The following is a 6,196-nucleotide window of genomic DNA, read 5'->3' on the forward strand; positions in this document are numbered from 1 at the left end:
GCACGGACGGTGCTGCCCAGCACCGCTCAGGCGGGCCAGGGCCGCTTTTGCGTGTCAGCGCCGGGAGGCAGAACCCGGGCCTGGTCCATTGTGGCCAGCAGCCGTCGCCGCATTTCCGCAGGGCTTGCCAAGAGCTTCCATTCCAGCCTTAGGACCACCCAGCCCGCTTCTACCAGCGCGTTCCCTCGGCGACGCTCGGCGAGCAACACCTCGTCAGTGGGTTTGTAGTCGGTGTATTTCCCGCTGCCATCAAACTCGATCACCACCCGGCTCGCGGGAGCTGCAAAGTCCGCGGAAGCGGCCGATAGGCGTCGAGTTGCCCGCTTTGAGGATGGCATGTCCACCCGGTGGGTTTGGACGTCGGTACCGGCACTTTTCGAGGAGTTCGCGTAACCCGTTGTGACAAGGATGAGCGGCCCCACACCCCACACACGGCATTCGTGCAGCCTTGCCGCACTGACATGGCCGGAGCAGGAAAGCCCACAGGTTGACTCAAAGTCCGCCTGGATCAGCACATTGTCCCTGTCCCAAGGCTCAAGACCATTCCAGTATGCCCGCCGGACATAGGCGCCCCGCCGAAGCCGGACAACGATCCCGCTGCGGACAGCCGCCGACAGTACGCGATCGTCCAGCGCGGTGGCGGCCAGCTGTCGTGTGGATGCGATCGGGCAGGCTGGCCACCGTGCATCCACGAGCACCTGAATCCTGTCAGCTTTCATGGTCCAAGGCTCCCGGGACATCTCAGGCCCCGGTAGCCCTCAGTCGTCCCATGTGGACAACCGGCAGTCCGGCATCCGCGGCTCTGCCCGGCACGAGCGGCGTTGCCCAGCACCGGCTAAGCGAGGCCGGGCCGGTCGTGCGGGTTGGGGCCGGTCAGTGGCCGAGGAAGCGCAGGTACTGTGCGGCGGCTTCCGTAAAGGCAGCCTGCGCGCCTACGCCGAGCGGCCTGGCTTCGTCGAAGAGTTCAGGCACGACGGCGGCGCTCCGGCTGGTGCCCGCGAGGCCCCACGTGCCGATCACCTCTCCCCCGGCAACGATGCTCTTCTTGAACACGCCGTTGCCGCCGGGGACGATCTTGTTGGCGTGCTCCGGGGCCAGCACGAGGCTGCGGTCCTGGTAGCCGAGCACAAACTCGTCGAAGCCAGGCAGCAGGAGCACCGAGCGCTGGCCGGGCACACCGGCGTCGAGCAGCGACGCGGTCTGCGGCGACATCCAATAGGCCGCCGCACCGAACTCCAGCGGCACCAATTGCCCGCTGACCTGCTCAAACGCCGCCCGCACCTCCGTCAGCGGAAGTTGGGTCCACCACGCGAAGTCACGGAGCGTGGCCGGGCCGTGGCTGCGGAAGTATCGCAGGGCGAACTCGGCGATACCCTCCTGACGCTCCAGTGTCCGCGAAACGGGGATCCACTCGTCGAACGCCACCAGTAGCTGCTGGTTTCCGGCCAGCGGGCCCTGGACCAACCAGGCGTGGCGGCACAGCGTCCCCAGGATATGGATTCCCCGCTGGCCGGTGGTGGGCTGCCCGGCGGCCTTAAACACGGCGAAGAGTTCGCCGCGGCTAATGGAGCCGCCACCCGCCACGCGTTCCAGGGCCACGTCGCGGCACTTTTCGATGTCCGCCCAGGTGATGTCCAGTTCGCGGTGCCGGCCGGCAACCACGCGACGAAGACGTTCAGCCGTAAGGCCCAGCATCCACCGCAGGTCCTCCGGAGCCACCAGGTGCAGCGTGCCGCGCATCGGCCAGGACCGGACCACGCTGCATCTTCCAGTGCGGCCCGGACATCCGCCAGCCCTGATCCCGGAACACGAAGGCCGACAGCCCACAGCGCTGCCTGCAGGTCCTGCGCCTGCGTCGCCGTCATCCAGCGGACCGCTGCTGGCACAGAACCGAACCCTGACCCCAACAGCCCCTGCGAGGCCAGTCGGAGCCTCCCCATGACCCTGCGGCTTACCCGGTTCGCTGCCATGCCCTCATCCTAGAACCGGCCCGCATAGTGTAGAACCATGACTTTGGGGAGTTGTGGCAGTTGTTCGAGCAGCGGCCACGCAGCGGCCGGCTGGTCTGGTTGTTTATGAGCCCGTACTTGGCGCTGACCGGCTGGGCCGCAGCCTTCCTGGAGATCGCCGCGAACCTCCGGGAAACGGACTCCGTTGACGGGCACGCTGCCCGTCGCAGGCCGGCTGAAACTAAAGCGTCAGCCCGACGAGCAGCGGTTCAGGCTGCAGTTCAATGCCAAAGCGTTCGACGACGCCGGCGCGCACCTCGTGCGCGATGGCCAGGATGTCCTTGGCGCTGGCCGAGCCGCGGTTGGTGATGGCCAGCGTGTGCTTGGTGGACAGCGACGCCCGTCCGCCCGAGGCGCTGTCCGGCTCCAGGCCGTAGCCCTTGCCGAACCCGGCCTGGTCGATCAGCCAGGCAGCGGAGAGCTTGACCATGCCTTCGGCACCGGAAGGATACTGCGGTGCGGAATCGGGTAACCGTGCGGCCACCTCGACCGGAACAACCGGGTTCGTGAAGAAGGAGCCCGTGGAATAGGTGTCCCGGTCCGCGGGGTCCAGCACCATGCCTTTGGTCGCGCGCAGGCGGAGGACTTCACGCCGGACGTCGTTGGCGTAGGCACGTTTACCGGGTTCCACCCCCAAGGACCGGGCCAGCTCGGCGTAGCGGATAGGCGCACTCATCCGGCCCAGTGGCAGCTGGAATTCAACAGTCAGCACGACATACCGGGGTGAGCCGTCCACGGTGGTCTGCTTCAGGATGGAATCGCGGTACCCGAACTTCAGCTCGGGGTTGGTGAAGGTCTGCACCGCGTTCCGGGTCCGGTCCCAGGTGCGGACCGCCGCGATGGTCTGGGAGACGTCAGAGCCATAGGCGCCGACATTCTGCACGGGCGTCGCGCCCGTGGCCCCGGGGATGCCGGAGAGGGCCTCAAGACCGGACCAGGCGTGCAGCACGGCGTGCTCCACCAGCGCGTCCCAGTTGTGGCCGGCCTGGACCACAACTGCCACGCCGCCGCAGGAGTCCTCCGCGCTAACGGTGAACCCCTCGGAGGCTATCCTCACCACGGTGCCGGGGAACCCGTCGTCGGAAATCAGGAGGTTGGAGCCGCCCCCGATGATGAGGACAGGCTCCCCCGCAGCATCTGCCGTGCGGACGGCGTCAATGATCTCGGGCTCGGTCCGGGCGTCAACGTATTTACCTGCGGGACCTCCGACGGCGGCCGTGGTCAGCTGGGCGAGCATAGGGGAAGTCACCTATCCACTATAGGGAAAAGTGGACAGCCCCGGTGAATGCTCAGGAGAGCCGGACGACGGCCTGGGCTTTCATCAGCACCTTCTGGCCGGCGGCAACCACGGTGAGGTCCACGCGGGCGGTGCCCGCCTCGGCGTCGAGCTTCCCGATGCCGCCGCTCACCTCGATGGTGGCCCCGGGCTCCGTGGTTCCGGTGGTGTCGGTGACCAGGACCGGCTTGGTGAAGCGGGTCTGGAAGTCGACGACGGCGGCTGGGTCGCCTGCCCAGTCGGTCACCAGCTGCACGGCGGCACCCATGGTGAACATGCCGTGGGCGATCACGCCGGGCAGTTCCACGCCGGTGGCGAAGGCTTCGTTCCAGTGGATGGGGTTGAAGTCGCCGGACGCGCCGGCGTACTTCACCAGGTCGGTGCGGCTGACCTCGATGGTGCGGCTGCCGATGTCCTGGCCTGCGCTGAGTTCATGGAAGCTGGGGTTCATGGTTACTGTCCCTCTCCGCGGACCAGGATGGATGACGTGGTGGTGGAGACTGCCTCGCGGGAGTCCTCGCTGAGGGCAAAGATCTCGGCCCTGGTGGTGATCATGGCGCCGCCGCCCATGGCACGCACGCCGTCCACATGCAGCTCGGCCACGAGTCGGTCGCCGGCAAAGATGGGGCGGTGGTGGATGAAACGCTGGTCCGCGTGGACCACGCGGGTGAAGTCGATGCCGGCATCCGGGTCCTCGATCAGCTGCGCGTCGGCACGCTGGGCAACGATGATGGCGAACGTGGGCGGCGCCACCAGGTCGCTGTGGCCCAGGGCCTTGGCGGCCTCGACGTCGAAGTGGGCTGGGTGGGTTGCCTTGACGGCACGGGCGAACTCGCGGATTTTCTCGCGTCCGACGTCGTACACCTCTGCGGCAGGGTAGCTGCGGCCCTGCAGGTCCGGATTGATAGTCATGGCGTCCAGCCTATCGGTGCCCGGCCCGGGAGGCCTTGCGGCACCTTGATATGATGAATTTATCATTTCATCAAGTGACTGCACAGGAACGTTCACCATGTTGTCTCCAGCCCAGGCTCCGCTTTACGAAATCAGGGCCAACCTGTTCAAGGCGCTGGCTCATCCGGCCCGGATCAGGATCCTGGAGCTGTTGGCTGCAGCTCCGGAGAACACGGCTGCAGTCAGTTACCTGCTGGCCGAAACCGGGCTAGAAGCTTCCCATCTGTCCCAGCACCTGGCCACGCTCCGAAAGCACAAAGTGGTGACATCCGTGCGCTCCGCCAACGCCGTGACTTACCGCCTGGCGCACCCGGGGATATCGAAGCTGCTCGCCATCGCACGCACATTCCTGCTGGACAGCCTCGCTGACTCGAATGAACAGCTCAGGCTGGCCCAGCAGCGCCCGGCAACACAGTTGTCCGAGGGAACCGCCCCGTGAGCAGCAGCCTCCGCCCGGGCACCCGGGGAATCAGCCGCTTCCTGCCTTCCCGGGCCGACCACGCTGGCTTCCGGCGATACTAACGCTCAGATCTGCTGGCGGGCATTACCGTGGGCATCGTGGCCCTGCTCTCCCTGATGGCGGGACTGGCGCTCGTGGCGGGGGTCGCCGTCGTGATGCTATTGGTCCTGCCCGCATTCGATCTGGCTTCGCTGGGGAGCCTGGCAATGCCGGCGGTGGCCATTGCCGTCCTGGCGTCCATCGAGTCCCTGCTCTCAGCGCGGGTGGCCGCGGGCATGACCGGCCCCGACGGCAGGCCCGGCGGGGTTTACAGCCCCGACCGCGAGCTCACGGGCCCAGGGCCTGGCTTCTGTCGCTGTCGACCTGTTTGGCGGCATGCCGGCCACCGGCGCCATCGCACGGACGGCTGTCAATGTGCGGTCAGGTGCCAAAACACGGATGGCCGCCGCCGTCCGTGCCGTAGTCTTGTTGGCCATTGTTTACTTGGCATCGGGAATGGTCACCCGCAACCCGCTGGCGGCCCTGGGCAGGGTCCCCATGGTGACGGCGGCGCGGATGGTCTCACGGGGCACTGTGGCTGCGATCCTCAGCTATACGCGAGCGGACCCAGTTGTCCGGTCAACGTCGTGGGCCATGCACTGAACCCGGCCACCGGAGAGATCAGCAACCACACCATGGCTTCTGACCCGGCTGTGGTGCTGGAGTGGGTCCGCCGGTTCGCCCCGCCGGTCAAGGTCGTCTACGAATCCGGCCCGACCGGGTTCGTGCTGGCCCGTTACCTGCGGGACGCGGGGATTAACTGCGTGGTCGCGGCGTCTTCGAAACTGCTGCGGGCTCCAGGGGACCGGATCAAGACCGATCAGCGGGACGCCCGGGTGCTGGCTAAGATGCTCGCGGTCGGCTCGGTCACCGAGGTGCGGATCCCGGACCCGGAGAAGGAAGCGCTGCGGGGGTTCACCGGGCCGTCCATCGGCTCCTACCTCGGGCTGGTCCCCCGGTGAGGAATCCCCCGGCCAATCCCGGCGCCAGGGCCCGATCACCAAGGCCGGGAACACCTACGCCCGCAAACTCCTCATTGAAGCCGCATGGCAGCACCGGCGCCCCTACGCCAAGCCCGGGGAACGGCTGCTGCGCCAGCTCGATCTCCTCGCCCCGGCCACCCGCATCCGCGCCCTGGAAGGAAACCACCGGCTCCACCACAAGTGGGAACACCTCGATGACCGGCACAAAATGTCAATCAAAGCCAACACCGCGATCGCCCGCGAGCTCGCCGGCTGATGCTGGTCCCTGGCCGCCCCGCTCCAGCACGGAGAACGCATGAACCCGGCCGGACCCCGAACGCGCCCCCGGGACGCGGTGCAAGTGCGATGGCCAGCACACGGAGCTAACTCGAGACCGCGCCATGAGCAGACGGACCCAACCCCCGTCGACGCTCGATCCTGGACACCGATATTGCTCCAGCCGAACACATCATCATGCGGTAACCAACCCGCGAATATC

General features: G+C 67.1%; 7 protein-coding genes and 2 pseudogenes. 4 read left to right on the forward strand and 5 right to left on the reverse strand.

Annotation, left to right across the window (positions count from 1 at the left end):
- Positions 1-26: 26 nt before the first annotated feature.
- From ABIB45_RS09425 to ABIB45_RS09445, 5 genes and pseudogenes are all read right to left on the reverse strand, one after another.
- Positions 27-719 carry a type IV toxin-antitoxin system AbiEi family antitoxin domain-containing protein gene (locus ABIB45_RS09425; RefSeq protein ID WP_354215587.1) on the reverse strand — a complete coding sequence of 231 codons (693 nt, stop codon included), beginning with the start codon at positions 717-719 and terminating at the stop codon, positions 27-29.
- A gap of 154 nt (positions 720-873) precedes the next feature.
- Positions 874-1,970, reverse strand: a pseudogene (locus tag ABIB45_RS09430) (winged helix DNA-binding domain-containing protein).
- A 220-nt stretch (positions 1,971-2,190) separates the two neighbouring features.
- Positions 2,191-3,246 (reverse strand): UDP-N-acetylmuramate dehydrogenase, encoded by a 1,056-nt coding sequence (locus tag ABIB45_RS09435; protein ID WP_502914524.1) that lies wholly within the window; start codon positions 3,244-3,246, stop codon positions 2,191-2,193.
- Positions 3,247-3,298: 52 nt separating this feature from the next.
- A complete protein-coding gene (locus tag ABIB45_RS09440) occupies positions 3,299-3,736 on the reverse strand; it encodes a MaoC family dehydratase (RefSeq protein WP_354215589.1) in 438 nt (145 codons plus the stop codon).
- Between the two features lie 2 nt (positions 3,737-3,738).
- On the reverse strand, positions 3,739-4,197 hold the full coding sequence (locus ABIB45_RS09445) for an FAS1-like dehydratase domain-containing protein (protein ID WP_354215590.1): 459 nt from the start codon (positions 4,195-4,197) through the stop codon (positions 3,739-3,741).
- 97 nt (positions 4,198-4,294) lie between these two features.
- On the opposite strand from ABIB45_RS09445, the gene ABIB45_RS09450 reads away from it, so the two are divergent.
- The 4 genes and pseudogenes from ABIB45_RS09450 to ABIB45_RS22565 form a co-directional block, all read left to right on the forward strand.
- Complete coding sequence (locus tag ABIB45_RS09450) at positions 4,295-4,675, forward strand: ArsR/SmtB family transcription factor (RefSeq protein ID WP_354215591.1); 381 nt, start codon at positions 4,295-4,297, stop codon at positions 4,673-4,675.
- A gap of 396 nt (positions 4,676-5,071) precedes the next feature.
- Positions 5,072-5,338 (forward strand): SulP family inorganic anion transporter, encoded by a 267-nt coding sequence (locus ABIB45_RS09455; RefSeq protein WP_354215592.1) that lies wholly within the window; start codon positions 5,072-5,074, stop codon positions 5,336-5,338.
- Positions 5,339-5,370: 32 nt separating this feature from the next.
- On the forward strand, positions 5,371-5,697 hold the full coding sequence (locus ABIB45_RS09460) for an IS110 family transposase (protein WP_354215593.1): 327 nt from the start codon (positions 5,371-5,373) through the stop codon (positions 5,695-5,697).
- Positions 5,681-5,807: pseudogene (locus ABIB45_RS22565) on the forward strand (transposase); the annotation flags it as partial. The gene ABIB45_RS09460 and the pseudogene ABIB45_RS22565, both read left to right, overlap by 17 nt.
- Positions 5,808-6,196 lie beyond the last annotated feature (389 nt).

This window comes from Arthrobacter sp. UYCo732 (assembly GCF_040547265.1).
GTDB lineage: Bacteria > Actinomycetota > Actinomycetes > Actinomycetales > Micrococcaceae > Arthrobacter.

What these genes read in the sequence shown, in the direction of transcription:
- ABIB45_RS09425 (WP_354215587.1), bottom strand. Translation starts at nt 719, where the DNA reads ATGAAAGCTGACAGGATTCAGGTGCTCGTGGATGCACGGTGGCCAGCC.
- ABIB45_RS09435 (WP_502914524.1), bottom strand. Translation starts at nt 3,246, where the DNA reads ATGCTCGCCCAGCTGACCACGGCCGCCGTCGGAGGTCCCGCAGGTAAA.
- ABIB45_RS09440 (WP_354215589.1), bottom strand. Translation starts at nt 3,736, where the DNA reads ATGAACCCCAGCTTCCATGAACTCAGCGCAGGCCAGGACATCGGCAGC.
- ABIB45_RS09445 (WP_354215590.1), bottom strand. Translation starts at nt 4,197, where the DNA reads ATGACTATCAATCCGGACCTGCAGGGCCGCAGCTACCCTGCCGCAGAG.
- ABIB45_RS09450 (WP_354215591.1), top strand. Translation starts at nt 4,295, where the DNA reads ATGTTGTCTCCAGCCCAGGCTCCGCTTTACGAAATCAGGGCCAACCTG.
- ABIB45_RS09455 (WP_354215592.1), top strand. Translation starts at nt 5,072, where the DNA reads ATGCCGGCCACCGGCGCCATCGCACGGACGGCTGTCAATGTGCGGTCA.
- ABIB45_RS09460 (WP_354215593.1), top strand. Translation starts at nt 5,371, where the DNA reads ATGGCTTCTGACCCGGCTGTGGTGCTGGAGTGGGTCCGCCGGTTCGCC.